Source organism: Mycolicibacterium thermoresistibile, assembly GCF_900187065.1.
Lineage (GTDB): Bacteria > Actinomycetota > Actinomycetes > Mycobacteriales > Mycobacteriaceae > Mycobacterium > Mycobacterium thermoresistibile.
Window position 1 is genome coordinate 2,851,319 of record NZ_LT906483.1, and the last position, 18,037, is coordinate 2,869,355.

Sequence of the window (18,037 nt, forward strand, 5' to 3'; positions counted from 1 at the left end):
CTATCGTGCCACGCCGGTGGTCAGCAGTTCCGCGGCCGCCCGGGTACCGGAGGCCACACAGGCCGGCACCCCGATCCCGTCGAGGTAGCCGCCGGCCACCGTAAGGCCGGACGGCAGGCCGGCCCGCAGGTCGGCGATCAGGTCGGCGTGCCCGGGGGCGTACTGCGGCATCGCGTCGACCCACCGCCGGACCAGCGTGTCGACCGGGTCGACGTCGATTCCGAACACCGTGGCCAGATCCTGTCGTGACCAGGCCAGCAGGTCGTCGTCGCCGACCGTGCGGGCGACCTCGTCGCCGAACCGGCCGAACGACAACCGGAGCAGCTCGACACCGCCGCGCTGCCCCCATTTCCGCGACGACAGGGTGATCGCCTTGGCGTGCAGATGTTCGCCCGGAGCCACCAGCACCCCGGACTGTTGCGGCAGCGGGGTGTCGCCGGGCAGCGCCAACGCCACCACGGCCACCGACGCCACCTCGATCCGCCGGGCCGCGGCCGCGCTGCGCGGCGCGAGATGCTCGATGAGCGGGACCAGCCGCGGAGCCGGCACCGCGAGCACCACACCGTCGGCCCGCCGGCTGCCGCCCCGCTCGTCGACGACCAGCCAGCCGCCCGCCTGCTGCTCGATCCGCTGCACCGCGGCCCGCTCCCAGGTCAGCGCCGACTGCCGGACCAGTTCGTCGACCAGCACCGTGTACCCGCCGTCGATCGAGCCGAACGGGGATCCGGTCCGCGGGCCGGCGCCCGCCAGCGCGTCGCGCACCGCCTCGGTGAGGCTGGCCGCCCCGCGGTCCAGCGCGGCGGCCAGCGGCGGCACCGCCGAACGCAGGCCGATGCTCTCCGCCGAACCGGCGTACACCCCGGCCAGCAGCGGATCCACCGAACGGCGCACCACCTGCTCCCCGAACCGGTCGCCGACCAGTTCGGCGACACTCGGGTCGGCGCCGGGGCTCCAGGTCAGCGGCCGGGACGGTTCGTCGGCGATCCGGGCCAGGGTGGCGTCGTCGACCAGCCCGGTCAGCGCCGCGGCGTGCGCGGGGATGCCCTGCAGGGTGTCCTGCGGCAGCGGATGGGTGCGGCCCTGGCTGTAGATCAGCGGCCGCGCCCCGGTGGTGGTGCGCTGTCGGTCGGTCAGCCCCAGCTCGGCCAGCAGGGCCGGCACCTCCGGGCGCCGGACGATGAACGCCTCGGCGCCGACGTCCAGCGGTTGCCCGCCCAGCCGTTCGGTGCGCAGGATTCCGCCCAGCCGGTCGGCCGGGTCGAACAGGACGATCGACGCGTCCGGGCCGGCCGACACCCGCAGCCGGTAGGCGGCGGCGAGCCCGGAGATCCCGCCGCCGACCACACAGAACGTCGTCGTCACAGTGAGTGCACCAGGGCCACCACCTCGGTGATGACGCCCGGGTCGGTCGAGGGCAGCACCCCGTGTCCGAGGTTGAAGATGTGCCCGGCGGCGCCGGCGTCGACCGCGCGCCGGCCGTCCTCGACCACCGCACGGACCGCACGCTCGGCGACCGGCCAGCCCGCCAGCAGCGCCACCGGATCGAGGTTGCCCTGCAGCGCGGTTCCCGGGCGGACCCGGGTCGCCGCATCGGCCAGCGCGGTGCGCCAGTCCACCCCGACGACGGCGGGCGTCCCGTGCCCCGACACCGCCTCCGACATCGCACCCAAAAGTTCCGCGGTCCCCACCCCGAAGTGCGTCATCGGCACCCCGGCGTCGGCCAGCGTCGTGAACACCCGGGTGCTGTGCGGCAGCACGTATTCGCGGTAGTCGGCCAGCGACAGGGTGCCGGCCCAGGAGTCGAACAGCTGCAGCGCGTCCACCCCGGCGTCGACCTGGACGCGCAGGAACTCGATCGTGATGTCGGTCAGCTTGGTCATCAGCGCGTGCCAGGTGTCCGGCTCGCCGAACATCATCGCCTTGGTGTGCGCGTGATGGCGGCTCGGACCGCCCTCCACCAGATAGGAGGCCAGCGTGAACGGCGCCCCGGCGAAACCGATCAGCACCGTCTCACCGAGTTCACCGACCAGCTGGGTGACCGCCTGCGAAACCGGCGCCACCTGCTCGCGCTCCAGCGGCCGCAGCGCCGCCACATCGGCGGCGGTCCGCACCGGCTCGGCGATGACCGGCCCGACGTCGGCGACGATGTCCAGGTCCACCCCCGCGGCGCGCAACGGCACCACGATGTCGGAGAACAGGATCGCCGCATCCACCCCGTGGCGGCGCACCGGTTGCAAGGTGATCTCGGTGACCAGGTCGGCGTCGAAGCAGGCCTGCATCATGGTGTTCTGGGCCCGCAGCGCCCGGTATTCCGGCAACGATCGCCCGGCCTGGCGCATGAACCACACCGGCACGCGGGAGGGTTTGCGGCCCGCGGCCGCGGCCAGATAGGGAGACTCGGGCAGTTCACGACGGTTGTTCATCGCCACCATCGTCTCACGGGTGGCCAATCGGGCGGATTTCCAGCAGGTCGGGTAGTCTCCCGGCGCGTCGGACGACACCGGTCGGTAAATGGACTAGCGTCGATTGTTGTGACCTCTGCCGAACCGGATCAATTCCGGGCGGCGGTGGCGGCGATGAATGCGACCACCGTGCGACCCGAGATCGAACTCGGCCCGATCCGCCCGCCGCAGCGGCTGGCGCCGTACAGCTATGCGCTGGGCGCCGAGGTGCGGCATCCCGAGACCGGAACCATGCCGGAGACCGCGGATCTGCCCGCCGACGGTGAGGCGTTCGGTCGGCTCATCCTGCTGCACGACCCCGACGGCGCCGACGCGTGGGACGGTACGCTGCGGTTGGTGGCCTACATCCAGGCCGACCTCGACTCCAGCGAGGCCGTCGACCCGCTGCTGCCCGAGGTGGCATGGAGTTGGCTGGCGGAGGCGTTGGACAAACACACCGACCAGGCGACCGCGCTGGGCGGCACCGTCACCGCCACCACATCGGTTCGCTACGGTGACATCAGCGGACCGCCCCGCGCGCACCAGCTGGAGCTGAGGGCGTCCTGGACGGCGACCACCACCGCGCTGGGCCCGCACGTGGAGGCCTTCTGTGAGGTCCTCGAACACGCGGCGGGGCTCCCGCCGGTCGGCGTCACCAGTCTGAAGACACGCACCCGCGCTTGAGAATGACAGAAGCGACACCCCACCAGCCGAACGACGCCGTCGTCGGCGGGTCGGGTGACACCGGATCCACCCCGCACGTCCAGGGCACTCCGGAACCGGAGGCCACACCGCTGCTGCAGCCCGCCGACGGGGTGCCCGAACTCGCCGTCAGCGCCGCGGACATCGCCCGGGCGGCCGAACAGCTCGACCGCGGTCACGGCGCGTTCGCCGTCGACGCTGAACGCGCCTCCGGGTTCCGCTACTCCAACCGCGCCTATCTGGTGCAGATCCGCCGGGCCGGCGCCGGGACGGTGCTGATCGACCCGGTCAGCCACGGCGGCGATCCGGTGCGGACGATGGCCCCGATCGCCGAGGTGCTGGGCAGCGACGAATGGGTGCTGCACGCCGCCGATCAGGATCTGCCCTGTCTGGCCGAGCTCGGGATGCGCCCGCCCCGGTTGTACGACACCGAGCTGGCCGGCCGGCTGGCCGGGTTCGCGCGGGTGAACCTGGCGACGATGGTGCAGCAGCTGCTCGGACTGCAGTTGATGAAGGGGCACGGCGCGGCGGACTGGTCCAAACGTCCGCTGCCGGCCGAATGGCTCAACTATGCGGCGCTGGACGTCGAGGTGCTGCTGGAGCTGCGCGCCGCGATCGCCGAGGTCCTCGACGATCAGGGCAAGGCCGAATGGGCCGCCGAGGAGTTCGAGTATCTGCGCACCTACGAGGCGCCGCCCACCCGGCGCGACCGCTGGCGACGCACCTCGGGCATCCACAAGGTGCGCAACGGACGCGCGCTGGCCGCGGTGCGGGAACTGTGGGTGACCCGCGATCAGATCGCCCGGCGCCGCGACATCGCACCCGGCCGGATCCTGCCCGACTCGGCGATCATCGACGCCGCCACCACCGATCCGAAGACGATCTCCGAACTGACCGCGCTTCCGGTCTTCGGCGGCGCGAAACAGCGCCGCAGCGCCCACATCTGGCTCGAGGCGCTGGACCGGGCCCGGAAGAGCACGGACGTGCCGGACAGCAAGGAACCGACCAACGGGCCACCGCCGGCGTCGCGGTGGGCGCGGCGCAAACCCGAGGCGGCCGAACGCCTCGACGCCGTCCGCGACGCGCTGGCGAAACTCTCCGAGCGGGTGTCGGTGCCGGCCGAGAACCTGCTGTCCCCCGACACGGTGCGCCGGCTGTGCTGGGACTGGAAGCCCGCCGACGATCCGGTCGCCGCGATCGACGAGTTCCTGCGCGCCGCCGGCACGCGCCGGTGGCAGCGTGAACTGGTGGTGCCGGTGTTGGCCGACGCGCTGGGTTCGCCCACCGAGCAGGCGTGACATCGTCGGCGATCGGGTGCTCTTCGTGCGGGTGAGCCTGCTCGCTCCCCCTGCCGCGCATAGGCTGACGTGATGGGGCTTCTGCTCGGACCGGTTCTGCGGCATGTGAGCGAGACGACCGCGCAGGTCTGGGTGCAGACCGATCGGCCCGCCACCGTGTCGGTGCTGGGCTGTTCCGCGTCGACGTTTCAGGTGCAGGACTACCACTACGCGCTGGTCCCGGTGACCGGGCTGACACCGGGGACCACCACCCGCTACGAGGTGCACGTCGACGGCGAACGGGTGTGGCCGCTGCCGGACAGTTCCTTCCCGCCCGATTCTTCCCCGCCCGTCTCCTTCCCGCCGAGTGTGATCCGGACCCGCGGTCCGGAGTCGGCGCACCGCGCGCGGGCGGTGTTCGGATCCTGCCGTTACCCCAAGACCGGTGTCGACGACGTCGACGACAAGCTCGGCCACGACGCGCTCGACCGGTACGCCGCCCGGATGGCGCAGCAACCCGTCGACGACTGGCCCGACATGCTGGTGCTGCTCGGCGATCAGGTCTACGCCGACGAACTGACCCCCGAGGCCCGCCGACAGTTGACCGGGCGGCGGCGACGCAAACAGACCCGGACCAAACGTCCACCCGACGAAGTGGTCAGCTTCACCGAATACGAACGGCTGTACCGGCATTCGTGGACCGATCCGGAGATCCGGTGGATCATGTCGACGGTCCCCACCGCGATGATCTTCGACGACCACGACATCCGCGACGACTGGAACACCTCGGGGCGGTGGCGCGAAGAGATGAGCGCGCAACCGTGGTGGCGGGAGCGGATCCGGGCCGGGCTGGCGTCGTACTGGGTGTACCAGCACATCGGCAATCTCAGCCCCGAACAACTCGAGGAGGACCCCGACTATCAACGGATCCGCGGTATCGACGGGGACGCCTGGCCGGCGCTCGTCGAGCTCGCCGACCGGGCCGACGCCGAGGTCGACGCCAACAAGGGGGTGCGGTTCAGCTACCGCTGGGACCTGGGCTGCACGCGGTTCATCATGATGGACTCCCGCAACGGCCGGATCCTGGACTCCGGGGAACGGATGATGCTCGGCGAAAAGGAGTTCCGCTGGGTCGAGGAGCAGGCCGCCGACGGCATCGAAAACGTCGAACACCTGGTGCTGGGATCGTCGGTGCCGTGGCTGATGCCGCCGGCGCTGGCCGACCTGCAGGCCGTCAACGAACTGGCCGCCGACCGGCCCGGCTGGCGCGGCGCGCTGGCAGAGAAGATCCGCCAGGGCGCCGACCTCGAGCACTGGCCGGCGTTCATGAAGTCGTTCCTGCGGCTGACGACGATGATCCGCGCCGCGGCCGACCATCCCGACGGGCCGGCCACCGTGACGGTGCTGTCCGGCGACGTGCACCACAGCTATGCCGCGCGGGCAGACTTCGACGGTCTCGGCGCCGACGCGGCCGCGGTGCACCAGCTGGTGTGTTCACCGGTGCACAACTACGTGCCGGCGTTCGTGAAACCCGTGTTCGCGCTGGGCTGGTCGCGGCGGCTGGCCCCGCTGACCCGCCGCTGGGCCCGCCGCCACGGCGTTCCGGCCCTGCCGTTGACTTGGACGAACACCTGCGGGCCGATCTTCGGTAACACGATCGCCACCCTGCGGGTGGACGGCCCGCAGGCCGAGGTGGTGTTCGAACAACCGGACGACGCGGGCGATCTGGGCCGGGTGGCCCGGGTCGGGCTCACCGGGTCGGCGGCGTCGCCGCCGATCAGTCCAGCCGCTCGCTGATCTGCGACTGCTCCTCGGCCATCTCCGGGCTCAGCGCGGCCACCCACCCGGTGATCCGGCGGGCCACGTTCTGTTCGGTGAGTCCGACCTCGGCCAGCACCTCACTGCGCGAGGCGTGGTCGAAGAACTGCTGGGGCAGCGCCAGATCGCGGCACGGCACGTCCACCTCGGCGGCGCGCAGGGCGGCCGACACCGCCGACCCGACCCCGCCGTGCCCGCCGTTGTCCTCGACGGTGACCACCAGCTTGTGGTCGCGGGCCAGCTCGGTGATCACCTGCGGGACCGGCAGCACCCAGCGCGGGTCGATGACCGTCACCCCGATGCCCTGGTTGCGCAGCCGCTCGGCGGCCGCCAGCCCCATCGCGGCGAACGGGCCGACCGTCACCAGCAGCACGTCGGCGGACAGTCCGTCGTCGGGCAGCGACAGCACGTCGACTCCGTCGCGCCGCTCGACCGCCGGGATGTCCTCGCCGATGTCGCCCTTGGGGAACCGGATGGCCGTCGGGCCGTCCTTGACGTCGAGCGCCTCGCCGAGCTGCTCCCGCAACCGCAGCCCGTCACGCGGCGCGGCGACGCGCATCCCGGGCACGATGCCCAGGATGGACAGGTCCCACATGCCGTTGTGGCTGGCCCCGTCGGGTCCGGTGATCCCGGACCGGTCCAGCACGATGGTCACCGGCAGCTTGTGCAGCGCGACGTCCATCAGCATCTGGTCGAACGCCCGGTTCAGGAACGTCGAGTAGACCGCCACCACCGGATGCAAGCCGCCCATCGCCAGGCCGGCGGCCGAGGTCATCGCATGCTGTTCGGCGATGCCGACGTCGAAGAACCGGTCCGGGAAGCGCTCCCGGAACGCGGTCAGGCCGGTGGGTCCGGGCATCGCCGCGGTGATCGCCACCACGTCGCGGCGCCTGGCCCCGATCCGCACCAGCGCATCGGAGAACACCGACGTCCACCCCGGCGCGGAGGCCTTCGGCGGCTTGCCGGTCTCCACGTCGATCACCCCGCAGGCGTGCATCTGTTCGGCCTCGTCGGCCTCGGCTGGGCCGTAACCCATGCCCTTGCGCGTGACGACGTGCACCACCACCGGGGCGTTGTAACCGCGGGCGCGGCGCAGCGCCACCTCCACCGCGTGCTCGTCGTGGCCATCGATCGGGCCGACGTACTTCAGCCCCAGGTCGGTGAACATCTCCTGCGGGGCCAGCGCATCCTTCAGCCCGACCTTGACGCTGTGCATGGCCCGGTAGCACAGCTCGCCGATCATCGGGATGCCGCGCACCGCCTGCCGGCTCTGCTCGAGCAGGTTCTCGTACTGCGGCTGCAACCGCAGGGCGGCCAGATGTTCGGCAAACCCGCCGATGGTCGGGGCGTAGCTGCGCCCGTTGTCGTTGACGACGATGACGACGGGCCGGCGGGCGGCCGCGATGTTGTTGATCGCCTCCCAGCACATGCCTCCGGTCAGGGCGCCGTCCCCCACCACCGCGACGACGTGGCGGTTGCGGTGGCCGGTCAGCTCGAACGCCTTGGCCAGACCGTCGGCGTAGGACAGCGCCGCGCTGGCGTGGCTGGACTCCACCCAGTCGTGCTCGCTCTCCGCCCGGGACGGATAGCCCGACAGGCCGCCCTTCTTCCGCAGCGTGTCGAAATCGGCGGCCCGCCCGGTGAGCATCTTGTGCACATAGGCCTGGTGGCCGGTGTCGAAGATGATCGGGTCGTGCGGGGAGTCGAACACCCGGTGCAGGGCGAGGGTGAGCTCGACCACACCGAGGTTGGGTCCGAGGTGCCCCCCGGTGGCCGCGACCTTGTGTATCAGGAACTGGCGGATCTCATCGGCCAGATCCCGCAGCTGCGCCTTGGAAAGGTGCTGCAGATCAGCGGGACCGCGGATCTGTTCAAGCATTCCGTCAGTCTACGCAGGGCAGGCAAGCGTCATGTGTTGGGCGACTGGTAGATGTCGGGCACCCCGTCGCGGTCGGCGTCCTCGGTCTCCTGCTGGTGCAGTATCCGGTAGTAGCGGTTGCGCATCCGCAACACCGCCGCCGCCAGCGCCGCCGCGGTCACCGACCCGAGCAGCACCCCGACCTTGACGTGATCGTCGCGGATCGATCCGGTGCCGTAGGCCAGATCCCCGATCAGCAGCGACACCGTGAACCCGATGCCGGCCAGCAGCGACACGCCGAACACGTCGACCCACCGCAGGGTGGCGTCCAGCCGGGCCCGGGTGAACGCGGCCAGCAACCGCGTGGTGAGCCAGATCCCGACCGGTTTGCCGACCACCAGCCCGCCGATGATGCCCAGCGTGACCGGGTCACGCAGGGCATCTCCGAGACCGGACAGGCCGCCGAAGTCGACGCCGGCGGCGAAGAACGCGAACACCGGCACGGCCAGCCCCGCCGACAGCGGCCGCAGCCGGTGTTCGAAGTGTTCGGCCATCCCCGGTCCGGCCGCCGGTCCCCCGGCGGCGGCCGAGCGGCGCACCGGGACGGCGAATCCGAGCAACACCCCGGCGACGGTGGCGTGCACCCCGGACTCGTGCATCAACACCCAGGTGGCCACGCCCAGTGGGATCAGCAGCCACCAGGCCCGGATGCGCCGCTGCACGCACACCGTGAACGCCGCCAGCGGCACCAGCGTCAGCCCCAGCGCGGTGGTGTTGATCTCCTCGGTGTAGAACACCGCGATCACCGTCACCGCGAGCAGGTCGTCGACGACCGCGAGGGTGAGCAGGAAGGTGCGCAGCGCGGCCGGGAGGTGGGTGGACAGCACCGCCAGCACCGCGACCGCGAAGGCGATGTCGGTGGCGGTCGGGATGGCCCAGCCGCGCAACGCGCCCTCCCCGCCGCCGGCGGCCACCACCACGAAGATCAGCGCGGGCGCCACCATGCCGCCGACCGCCGCGACGATGGGCAGCACGGCACGGGCCGGGTCCCGCAGGTCACCGGCGACGAACTCGCGTTTCAGCTCCAGCCCGACGACCAGGAAGAAGATCGCCAGCAGACCGTCGGCCGCCCAGGTGCCCACGGTCAGGTTCAGGTGCAGCCCGAGCGGCTCCCCGCCGACGGTCGCGTCCCGCAGCCCGAAATAGCCCGCCGACCAGGGCGAGTTGGCCCACAGCAGCGCGGCGGCCGCCACCACCAGCAGGACCCCGCCGCCGACGGTCTCCCGCCGCAGGATCGCGGTGATCCGGCTGGTCTCCGCCCATGATCCGCGGGTGAGCAGTCGCCGGGGCGGGCGGCGGAGCGGTCTGGCGATCACGGTGCGGCCTCTTCGGGTAGCGCCCTCATCGGGGGCAGGGGTCAGCGATCGCCGACCAGACTTCCCGGCACACCGTGCACACACTCTAGGGGACCGGGGAGGGATCGGTCGCTCACCGGGTGAGCACCGCGACGCACTCGACGTGGTGGGTCAGCGGGAACGAGTCGAACACCCGCAAGTCCTCCACCGTGTAGCCGTGGCCGCGATACAGCCCGATGTCGCGCGCGAAAGACGCTGCCTCACAACCAATATGGATGATGCGTGGCACCTCGGCCGCGGCCAGCAGGTCGATCACCTCCCGGCCCGCGCCGGTGCGCGGCGGATCCAGCACCGCGACGTCGGCCCGGTCCGGTTCGGCGCTCAGGGCGCGTCGCACCGGATCGGTCACCACCGACACACAGCCCAGATCGGCCAGCGCGGTGCGCGCCGCACGGGACGCGCCCGGGGCGGTGTCGACGGTGAGCACCCGCCCGTGGGCCCCCACCGCCTCGGCGAGCACCGCCGCGAACAGCCCGGCGCCGCCGTACAGATCCCACGCCGTCATCCCCGGCGACAGCTGTGCCCATTCGGCCACCAGCGCGCTGTAGCTGTGGGCGGCGTCCCGGTGCGCCTGCCAGAACGCCGTCACCGGCACCCGCCACTCCCGGCCGCCCACCCGCTGCACCGCCTCGTAGCGGCCGAACCGCACCTGGGTGGGATTCCTGCGCCCGCGGCGTGGACCGACCTGCACCACATGCCGGTCGTCGTTGTCGTCGACCGCGACATGCACCTGGGCGCCCGGGGTCCACCCACCCTGATCCAGCCCGGTGAGCATGCCCGGCGCCAACTGGCCGCACCGCAGGTCGGTGACCACCTCGTTGCTGCGGTAGCGGTGGAATCCGGCGTAGCCGTCGGCGGTGGTGCCCAGCCGCACCCGGGTCCGCCACCCCGTCGGCTCACCGGCGCCGAGCGGTTCGGCCGCCGCCTCGGCCTCGTCGCGCCACCGGAACCCGCCCAGCCGGGCGAGCTGATTGGCCACCACCTCGCCCTTGAGCCTGCGGACCGCCTCCGGCGTCGCGAAGGCCAGATCGCAGCACCCGGCGCCGTCGACGCCGGCGATCGCGCACAGCGGGGCGATCCGGTCCGGGGACGGGTCGATCACCTCGACGGTCTCGGCGTGCCAGTAGGAGCCGCGGTCGCGGGTGATTCGGGCCCGCACCGTCTCGCCGGGCAGCGCGTACCGCACGAACACCACCCGGCCGTCGTGGCGGGCCACGCAGCTGCCGCCGTTGGCGGGCGCACCGACGGTCAACGTCACCACGGTGTCGGAGGAGAGCACTGAATCGGACGTCATTCCAGAAACCCCCGCCGGGCGTCGCCGGGAGCCCACTGCGGCTGCAGCTTGCGGCGCCGCTCCGACGAACTGAGTTGCCAGGGAACCGATGTCACCATCACGTTCGGCATGAACAGCAGCCGGCCCTTGAGCCGCAGCGCACTCTGGTTGTGCAGCAACTGTTCCCACCAGTGGCCGACCACATACTCGGGGATGAACACCGTGACCACCGTCCGGGGTGACTCCTTGGTGACCCGTTTGACATAGTCCAGTACCGGCCGGGTGACTTCCCGGTACGGTGACGCGATCACCTTGAGCGGCACGGTGACATCGCTTTCCTCCCACTTGTGTACCAGTTCGCGGGTTTCCGCGTCGTCGACGCTGACGGTGACCGCCTCCAGCACATCGGGCCGGGTGGCGCGGGCGTAGGCCAGCGCCCGCAGCGTCGGCAGATGCAGATTCGACACCAGCACGATGGCGTGGTTGCGGCTGGGCAGCACCATCCCGTCGTCGTCGGCGGCCGCCCGCTCGTCGAGTTCGCGAGCCACCGTCGCGTAGTGCCGGTGGATGAGTCGCATCAACATGAACAGCACCGCCATGGTCAGGATCGCCATCCACGCGCCGGCGGCGAACTTGGTGACCACGACCACCAACAGCACCGAACCGGTGGCCACGCAGCCGACCGCGTTGACCGCCCGGGCCCGGTGCATGGTGCGGCGCACCGCCGGCTCGGTCTCGCCGCGCAACGACCGGGTCCAGTGCCGCACCATGCCCAGCTGGCTGAACGTGAACGACACGAACACCCCGACGATGTAGAGCTGGATCAGCGCGCTGACCTCGGCGCCGAACGCCACCACGAAGGCGCTGGCCACCAGCGACAGGAACAGGATGCCGTTGGAGAACGCCAACCGGTCGCCGCGGGTGTGCAGCTGTCGCGGCAGATACCGGTCCTGGGCCAGAATCGAGCCGAGCACCGGGAATCCGTTGAACGCGGTGTTGGCCGCCAGCAGCAGGATCAGCGCCGCCGCGATGACGGTCGCCAGGACGGCCGGTCCCCAACCGTCGAACACCGCGCCCGCCAGCTGGGCGATCAGCGTCTTCTGCTGATAGTCCGGCGGCGCGCCGACGAACTGTGCGTGCGGGCGTTCGGCGATCTGCACCCCGGTCCGCTCGGCCAGCACGACGGTGCCCAGAAACATCGGCACCGCGATCAGACCGAGCACCAGCAGGGTGGTGGCGGCGTTTCGCGCCTTGGGTTTGCGGAACGCCGGCACACCGTTGCTGATCGCCTCGATACCGGTCAGCGCGGCCGAACCGGACGAGAACGCCCGGGCCACCAGGAACACCAGGGCGAACCCGACGATCTCGCCGTCAGGGGGGATCATCTCGAACGCGGCGGATTCGGCGCGCAACGGCGTGTCGAACAGGTAGATCCGGATCAGCCCCCAGCCGAGCATGACGACCATGGCGAAGACGAACACGTAGGTCGGTACGGCGAACGCCGTGCCGGACTCGCGCACTCCGCGCAGGTTCATCGCCGCCAACAGCAGAATCGCCGCGACCGCGAACCACACCTTGTGCTCGCCGATGAACCCGATCACCGACCCGATGTTCGACATCGCCGCCGAGATCGACACGGCGACGGTCAGCACGTAGTCGACCATCAGCGCGGCCGCCACCGTCAGCCCGGCGGTGCGGCCCAGGTTGGTGCTGACCACCTCGTAGTCGCCGCCCCCGGACGGATAGGCCTGCACGGTGTGCCGGTAACTGGCGATCACCAGCGCCATCACGGTGGCGATCGCCAGACCGATCCACGGTGTCATCGCATAGGCGGCCACCCCCGCCACCGACAACACCACGAAGATCTCCTCCGGGGCGTAGGCCACCGAGGACAACGCGTCGGAGGCGAACACCGGAAGGGCGATCCGCTTGGGCAGCAGGGTGTGGGACAGCCGGTCGCTGCGGAACGGCCGGCCGAGCAGCAGACGCCGCGCAGCGGTCGAAACCTTGGACACGAGAGCCAAGACTAAGCGCCGGGGCCACCGGCCGCCGGAAAGCTGTAGCGTTCGCAGTGCGCAGGTGAGCCGACGGTAGGAGACCACTCGCTTCCGGAAGGACGGATCTAGTTGCGGATTGTGGTGATGGGATGCGGTCGGGTGGGCGCCATGCTGTCCGACAGCCTGTCTCGGATCGGCCACGACGTCGCGGTGATCGACCGGGACAGCACGGCGTTTCACCGGCTCAGCCCGGACTTCTCCGGGGAACGGATCGTGGGTATGGGCTTCGACCGGGATGTGTTGCTGCGTGCCGGGATCGAGGAGGCCGGCGCGTTCGCCGCGGTATCCTCCGGCGACAACTCCAACATCATCTCGGCGCGGGTGGCGCGGGAGACGTTCGGGGTGCCCCGGGTGGTGGCCCGGATCTACGACGCGAAACGTGCCGCGGTGTACGAGCGGCTGGGCATCCCGACGGTGGCGACGGTGCCGTGGACCACCGACCGGCTGCTCAACATCCTCGTCCAGGAGACCGAGACCGCGCTGTGGCGTGATCCCACCGGCAACGTCGGCGTCACCGAACTGTCGCTGCACGAGCAGTGGGTGGGTCGGCCGGTGGCGGATCTGGAGGCGGCCACCGGTGGACGGGTGGCGTTCATGATCCGGTTCGGCAGCGGGCTGCTGCCCGACGGCCGCACCGTCATCCAGGCCAGTGATCAGGTATATCTGGCGGCGGTGTCCGGTCGCATCGCCGAGGCGCTGGCCATCGCGGCGTTGCCGCCCGCCGACTCGGAGGAGGGCTGATGAAGGTCGCGATCGCCGGCGCGGGCGCGGTCGGCCGTTCGATCGCGCGGGAACTGCTCGCCAGCCACGAGGTGCTGCTCGTGGAGCGCAATCCGGACCATTTCGAGCCCGATGTCATACCGGGTGCGGAGTGGCGGCTCGGTGATGCGTGCGAGTTGAGCCTGCTGGAGTCGGTGGGGCTGGAACAATACGACGTGGTGATCGCGGCGACCGGCGACGACAAGGCCAACGTGGTGGTCAGCCTGCTCGCCAAGACCGAGTTCGGCGTGTCGCGGGTGGTGGCCCGCGTCAACGACCCGCGCAACGAGTGGTTGTTCGACGAGAACTGGGGTGTGGACGTGGCGGTGTCCACCCCCCGCATGCTGGCGTCGCTGGTCGAGGAGGCGGTGGCGGTCGGCGACCTGGTGCGGCTGATGGAGTTCCGGCAGGGTCAGGCGAACCTGGTGGAGATCACCCTGCCCGACGACACGCCCTGGGGTGGGCGGCCGGTGCGCCGGCTGGACCTGCCCCGGGATGCGGCCATGGTGGCGATCCTGCGCGGTCCGCGGGTGATCGTCCCGGAGCCCGACGAGCCGCTGGAAGGCGGTGACGAGCTGCTGTTCGTGGCGGTCGCCGAGGTCGAGGACGAACTGCGGGAGATCATCCTGCGCCCGCCGCGTCAGTGACCGCTCAGCCGGAGGCCGGCGCGCCGCCGGCGGCCCGGTGGTGTTCGAGGGCGCGTTGGGCGGTGCGGATGGCCAGATAGGTGACCAGGGCGGCCACCGCCGTCAGCGGCCACCCCATGGCGATGCGGGCCACGCCCAGCCAGCCGGTCTCGTCGGCGTCGTACAGGTACCGCTGCACCAAAAAGCGGGAGCTGAACACCAGCACCCAGGTCAGGGTCGCGATGTCGAACGCGAGCACCGCTCGGCGCACCCCGCGCCAGTGGGCGCCGTGCCCGCTGAGCCAGCCCCACAGATAGCCGACCACCGGCCGGCGGATCAGCACCGACACCCCGAAGACCGCCGCCCACAGCAGCGACATCCAGATGCCCAACAGGAAGTAGCCCTTGGATTCGCCCATCAGGTAGGCGATCAGCACACAGACGCCGACGCCGAAGAAACCGGATATCGCGGGCTGGGCGGATTCGCGCCGGATCAGCCGCCACACCAGGATCGCCGCGGCGGTGCCGAGCGCCGCCACGATGGCGGACGTCAATCCGAACATGTTCGAGATCGGGACGAACGCCACCACCGGTAGCGACGAGTAGATCAGGCCGCTGAACCCGCCCATCTGTTCCAGCATCGTGTGGGCGCCGACGGAGCGCTCGTCGGTCGCCTTCTCGGGTGGCTGGTCGCCGGTTCGGGTCTCTGATTCGTCTGCGGCCGGGTTCACTTCTGAATCTCGTAGTGCGGGTTGTAGATCGCTTTCGCTCCGTTGTCGAGTTCGCCGACCCGGCCGCGTACGCGCAGTTTCCGGCCGGGTTCGATGCCGGGGATCCGGCGCTGGCCGAGCCAGACCAGCATCACCGAGTCGGTGCCGTCGTACAGTTCGGCGCGGACGCCGCCGGCGCACGCCTTGCCGCCGGTCTCCACGCTGCGCAGGGTCCCGATCATGGTGACTTCCTGGCCCCGGCGGCAGTCGATCGCCCGCTGCGCCCCCGTGTTCTCCGCCTCGTCGGTGAGTTCCGCGGCGTCGATTTCTTCAGGATCTGCCGTCAGTCGCCGGGTGAGCCGACGCAGATACCCTTCGGCCGTGGCCATGGCGTCCCTGCCCTTTCGTATCGCCCGTGATCGTGGTCTGCCCGCCAGATCACCCGCCACCGTAGACCTCTTGGTGCCGTCCCGCCACGCCCGCCCGGGCGCGCCGCGCACCTGGAGTTCTCATCCTTTCCGGTACCCCGGCCGCGCGCCGCGACACCGGCCGGGCACCATCGGTGGAATGGCGGTCGATCTGCGCGACGTGGTGACTGTACTGCTGCCCGGCACCGGTTCCGACGACGACTATGTGCGACGCGCGTTCGGCGCGCCGCTGCGGGCGGCGGGTGCCACCGTCATCGCCCCGGCACCGCAGCCGGAGCGGCTGCTCGAGGGGTATCGACAGGCGCTCGGCGAGGCCGCCCGCGACATCGCCGGCCGGGGCGGCCGGATGGCGGTGGGCGGGGTGTCGATCGGCGCCGCGGTCGCGGTGGAGTGGGCGCTGGCCCATCCCGACCGGGTGGTGGCGGTGCTGGCGGCGCTGCCGGCCTGGAGCGGATCCCCCGACACCGCTCCGGCCGCCGCGGCCGCGCGCTACTCGGCGCACCGGCTACGCGAGGACGGTCTGGCCGGGGCGACCGCGCAGATGCGGGCGACGAGTCCGGCCTGGCTGGCCGAGGAACTGAGCCGATCCTGGGCCGCACAATGGCCTGCGCTGCCCGAGGCGATGGAGGCCGCTGCCGGCTATGTCGCCCCCACCACCGCCGAACTCGCACGGCTCACCGTGCCGCTGGCGGCGGTCGCCGCCGAAGACGATCCGGTCCATCCGATCGAGGTGGCCCGGGCCTGGGTGGCCGCCGCGCCGCGGGCGGCGCTGCGCACCGTCACCCTCGCCGAGATGGGCGCCGACCCGTCGGTGCTGGGCGCGGGATGTGTCGCCGCGCTGCAGGGGGTGGCCGATGCCCGCACCGCAACGGCGGTGGAGGGCGCCGAACGCTGATCAGCCGCCGGTGATCGTGCTGCGCAGCTGCTGCATCGCCGAGCCCTGGGTGCGCCGCGCCCCCGGCTGCTGGGTCTGCTGCTGGGCCGGTGCGCTCTGCTGGGCTTGCTGCGCGGCGGCGGCGCGCAACTGGGCGGCCATCGGCTCCGGCAGTTCGACCGGCAACGGGGTACGCACCGGCAGTGGGGTGTCACCGCGCCGAACCACGGTGTCGGCCAGCGCATCTCGCGCTTCCTCCGCCAAGGCGTGCATCTTGTCGGCCGCTCCGTTGACCACGCAGCGGATCATCCAGCGGTAGCCGTCCACCCCGATGAACCGCACCAGGGTCGGCTGGCCGGACTCGTTGGCCTGGCCGGGCGCGGTGCCGACCACCTCACGCCCCCACGGTCCGTCTTCGATGCGCACGTCGGTGGCGTCCTTGCGCAGCGACTCGGCCAGTTCGGCGGCCACCTCGCGCCACAGCCCCGCGCTCTTGGGCGCCGCGTACGCCGCGATGGTGAACCGGCCGTTCGGGGTGACCACCCACACCGCGCTGGGCGCCCCGACCTGGTTGAGCTCGACCTGCACCTGCCCGGTCGCCGGGGTCGGGATCAGCACCGACCCCAGGTCCAACCGCGCCACCGCGGCCGTCGCCGGATCGTCGAAGTCCTCGATGTCGAACGGGCCCTCGAGTTCGGTGTCCTCGCCGGGGCCGGCGACCTCGTCGGGTTCGGCCGGGACCGTCTGCTGTTCGACGACCCGCTCGCCGGTCTTGTCCTTACGTCTGCGTTTACCGAATGCCATCACAAACTCGCATGTCCGCCGGAGGAACCGTAGCCACCATCGCCACGGGATGTATCAGCCAGACCAACCTCGTCGAATGAGGCCACCTCCACCAACTCGGGTAGTTCCACGCGCTGCACCAGCAACTGGGCGATCCGGTCGCCGCGGCGCACGCTGATCGGGGTTTCGGGGTCCAGATTGATCAGTGCCACCTTTATCTCGCCACGGTAACCGGCGTCGACGGTTCCCGGCGCGTTGACGATCGACAGGCCCAGCCGGGCGGCCAGACCGGAGCGCGGGTGAATCAATCCCACCATCCCCACCGGGATCGCGACCGCGATGCCGGTGGGCACCAGCGCGCGCTGCTGCGGCGCCAACTCGACGTCGACGGCGCTGAACAGATCGACACCGGCATCACCGTGGTGTGCGCGGGTCGGCATCGGCAGATCGCGGTCCAGCCGCACGATCGGCAGAGAGGTGGACACGCCGAGAAAGACTACCCTGGGGCAGCGATTAGTCTTGGCCGCGTGTCGGACACGCGCGCAACCCCGCAAACCGTTCGCTACCGCGAGCGTCTCTGGGTGTCGTGGTGGTGGTGGCCGCCCGGGCTGGGGCTCGCCGCACTGATGGCCGCGACGGTCACCCAGGCGGCGCCCGAGCTGCCGGTCTGGTTGCCGTACGCGGTGTTGACGGCGGTGGCTGCGGTGGTGCTGCTGTGGCTGGGCCGGTTCGAGGTGCGGGTGGTCGGCACCGGACCGGACGACACCGAGCTGTGGGTGGGCGACGCGCACCTACCGGTCAGCGTGATCTCCCGGATGGCCGAGGTGCCGGCGTCGGCCAAGTCGGCCGCGCTGGGCCGGCAACTGGACCCGGCCGCCTACGTGGTGCATCGCCCCTGGGTCGGGCCGATGGTGCTGGTGGTGCTCGACGACCCGGACGATCCGACACCGTACTGGTTGGTCAGCACCCGGCATCCGGATCGAGTACTGGCCGCACTGGGCGGCGACAGCGGATGAA

17 protein-coding genes are annotated in these 18,037 nt (G+C 71.3%); 7 read left to right on the forward strand and 10 right to left on the reverse strand.

The features are described 5' to 3' along the window. Together CKW28_RS13410 and hemE are read right to left on the reverse strand one after the other, a co-directional pair. A complete protein-coding gene (locus tag CKW28_RS13410; protein WP_040547306.1) occupies positions 1 to 1,362 on the reverse strand; it encodes a protoporphyrinogen oxidase in 1,362 nt (453 codons plus the stop codon). Continuing rightward, complete coding sequence (hemE, locus tag CKW28_RS13415) at positions 1,359 to 2,423, reverse strand: uroporphyrinogen decarboxylase (protein ID WP_003926758.1); 1,065 nt, start codon at positions 2,421 to 2,423, stop codon at positions 1,359 to 1,361. The genes CKW28_RS13410 and hemE overlap by 4 nt, the downstream gene beginning before the upstream one ends. 108 nt (positions 2,424 to 2,531) lie before the next feature. Between hemE and CKW28_RS13420 the strand changes: the two genes are divergently transcribed. From CKW28_RS13420 to CKW28_RS13430, 3 genes are all read left to right on the forward strand, one after another. Further along, positions 2,532 to 3,125: a DUF3000 domain-containing protein gene (locus CKW28_RS13420; protein WP_003926759.1), complete on the forward strand. Its 594-nt coding sequence runs from the start codon at positions 2,532 to 2,534 to the stop codon at positions 3,123 to 3,125. A 2-nt stretch (positions 3,126 to 3,127) separates the two neighbouring features. Further along, on the forward strand, positions 3,128 to 4,441 hold the full coding sequence (locus tag CKW28_RS13425) for an HRDC domain-containing protein (RefSeq protein WP_003926760.1): 1,314 nt from the start codon (positions 3,128 to 3,130) through the stop codon (positions 4,439 to 4,441). A gap of 72 nt (positions 4,442 to 4,513) precedes the next feature. Further along, the gene (locus CKW28_RS13430; RefSeq protein ID WP_003926761.1) at positions 4,514 to 6,217 is read left to right on the forward strand and encodes an alkaline phosphatase D family protein; all 1,704 of its coding nucleotides are present in this window, start codon (positions 4,514 to 4,516) and stop codon (positions 6,215 to 6,217) included. Here CKW28_RS13430 and dxs read toward each other — a convergent pair. The 4 genes from dxs to CKW28_RS13450 all read right to left on the reverse strand — a co-directional run bounded on the left by dxs (position 6,198) and on the right by CKW28_RS13450 (position 12,799). Beyond that, positions 6,198 to 8,117 (reverse strand): 1-deoxy-D-xylulose-5-phosphate synthase, encoded by a 1,920-nt coding sequence (dxs, locus tag CKW28_RS13435; protein WP_003926762.1) that lies wholly within the window; start codon positions 8,115 to 8,117, stop codon positions 6,198 to 6,200. The genes CKW28_RS13430 and dxs overlap by 20 nt on opposite strands. A 29-nt stretch (positions 8,118 to 8,146) precedes the next feature. Then, positions 8,147 to 9,517: a Na+/H+ antiporter NhaA gene (nhaA, locus tag CKW28_RS13440; RefSeq protein ID WP_435405796.1), complete on the reverse strand. Its 1,371-nt coding sequence runs from the start codon at positions 9,515 to 9,517 to the stop codon at positions 8,147 to 8,149. A gap of 67 nt (positions 9,518 to 9,584) precedes the next feature. Continuing rightward, positions 9,585 to 10,805, reverse strand: a complete 1,221-nt coding sequence (locus CKW28_RS13445) for a class I SAM-dependent RNA methyltransferase (protein WP_003926764.1) — start codon at positions 10,803 to 10,805, stop codon at positions 9,585 to 9,587. Beyond that, complete coding sequence (locus CKW28_RS13450; RefSeq protein ID WP_003926765.1) at positions 10,802 to 12,799, reverse strand: APC family permease; 1,998 nt, start codon at positions 12,797 to 12,799, stop codon at positions 10,802 to 10,804. Before CKW28_RS13450 ends, CKW28_RS13445 begins: the two co-directional genes overlap by 4 nt. A 111-nt stretch (positions 12,800 to 12,910) precedes the next feature. On the opposite strand from CKW28_RS13450, the gene CKW28_RS13455 reads away from it, so the two are divergent. Both CKW28_RS13455 and CKW28_RS13460 read left to right on the forward strand, forming a co-directional pair. Further along, positions 12,911 to 13,582 (forward strand): potassium channel family protein, encoded by a 672-nt coding sequence (locus CKW28_RS13455; protein ID WP_040547308.1) that lies wholly within the window; start codon positions 12,911 to 12,913, stop codon positions 13,580 to 13,582. Continuing rightward, positions 13,582 to 14,247, forward strand: a complete 666-nt coding sequence (locus CKW28_RS13460) for a potassium channel family protein (RefSeq protein ID WP_003926767.1) — start codon at positions 13,582 to 13,584, stop codon at positions 14,245 to 14,247. The genes CKW28_RS13455 and CKW28_RS13460 overlap by 1 nt, the downstream gene beginning before the upstream one ends. 4 nt (positions 14,248 to 14,251) lie before the next feature. Here the strand turns inward: CKW28_RS13460 and CKW28_RS13465 are convergent, their stop codons facing one another. Together CKW28_RS13465 and CKW28_RS13470 are read right to left on the reverse strand one after the other, a co-directional pair. After that, positions 14,252 to 14,866, reverse strand: a complete 615-nt coding sequence (locus tag CKW28_RS13465; RefSeq protein ID WP_081475572.1) for a DUF3159 domain-containing protein — start codon at positions 14,864 to 14,866, stop codon at positions 14,252 to 14,254. An 86-nt stretch (positions 14,867 to 14,952) separates the two neighbouring features. Beyond that, positions 14,953 to 15,324: an OB-fold nucleic acid binding domain-containing protein gene (locus CKW28_RS13470; RefSeq protein ID WP_003926769.1), complete on the reverse strand. Its 372-nt coding sequence runs from the start codon at positions 15,322 to 15,324 to the stop codon at positions 14,953 to 14,955. Positions 15,325 to 15,502: 178 nt separating this feature from the next. Between CKW28_RS13470 and CKW28_RS13475 the strand changes: the two genes are divergently transcribed. Beyond that, the gene (locus CKW28_RS13475; protein ID WP_003926770.1) at positions 15,503 to 16,258 is read left to right on the forward strand and encodes a serine aminopeptidase domain-containing protein; all 756 of its coding nucleotides are present in this window, start codon (positions 15,503 to 15,505) and stop codon (positions 16,256 to 16,258) included. On the opposite strand, the gene CKW28_RS13480 is transcribed toward CKW28_RS13475, so the two are convergent. Then, on the reverse strand, positions 16,259 to 17,041 hold the full coding sequence (locus tag CKW28_RS13480; RefSeq protein WP_003926771.1) for a DUF3710 domain-containing protein: 783 nt from the start codon (positions 17,039 to 17,041) through the stop codon (positions 16,259 to 16,261). Further along, positions 17,041 to 17,505, reverse strand: a complete 465-nt coding sequence (gene dut, locus CKW28_RS13485; protein WP_003926772.1) for a dUTP diphosphatase — start codon at positions 17,503 to 17,505, stop codon at positions 17,041 to 17,043. The genes CKW28_RS13480 and dut overlap by 1 nt, the downstream gene beginning before the upstream one ends. Before the next feature lie 42 nt (positions 17,506 to 17,547). Here dut and CKW28_RS13490 point away from each other — a divergent pair, with 42 nt between their 5' ends. Beyond that, positions 17,548 to 18,036, forward strand: a complete 489-nt coding sequence (locus CKW28_RS13490) for a DUF3093 domain-containing protein (protein WP_040547310.1) — start codon at positions 17,548 to 17,550, stop codon at positions 18,034 to 18,036. The last annotated feature ends 1 nt before the right edge of the window (position 18,037 follow it).